The organism is Ochrobactrum sp. SFR4 (assembly GCF_019730395.1).
GTDB lineage: Bacteria > Pseudomonadota > Alphaproteobacteria > Rhizobiales > Rhizobiaceae > Pseudochrobactrum.
This window is the reverse complement of sequence record NZ_JAAPBB010000839.1, coordinates 1-267: the sequence shown is the minus strand read 5'-3', so window position 1 is coordinate 267 and position 267 is coordinate 1. Positions and strand designations below refer to the sequence as shown.

Here is a 267-nt window from a genome sequence, read left to right as displayed (position 1 = left end):
CGGCCGCGGTTGCCCTGCCCTGCTTTTTCACCATAGGTTTCAAGAATTGGACCCAACACGCCGGAAGCTTCGCCTGTTTCAACAGCCGCACCACCCATAATCAGGCTGAACTCCAGATTAGATGCACGCGAAAAATAAACACTGCCCGGTAATGTCGCAACATCGGTTTTGATCCCGACACGGCTGAAAAACTGACCAATTGCCTGCGCAACTTTAGAGTCATTTGGATAGCGGTCATTCGATGCATGGAAGGTGAGCGTAAAGCCG

The 267-nt window shown here is 51.7% G+C and carries 1 pseudogene; it reads right to left on the bottom strand.

Annotated features, from left to right (window positions below):
* A pseudogene (locus HBA93_RS21440) lies at nt 1-267 on the bottom strand (ABC transporter substrate-binding protein); the annotation flags it as partial.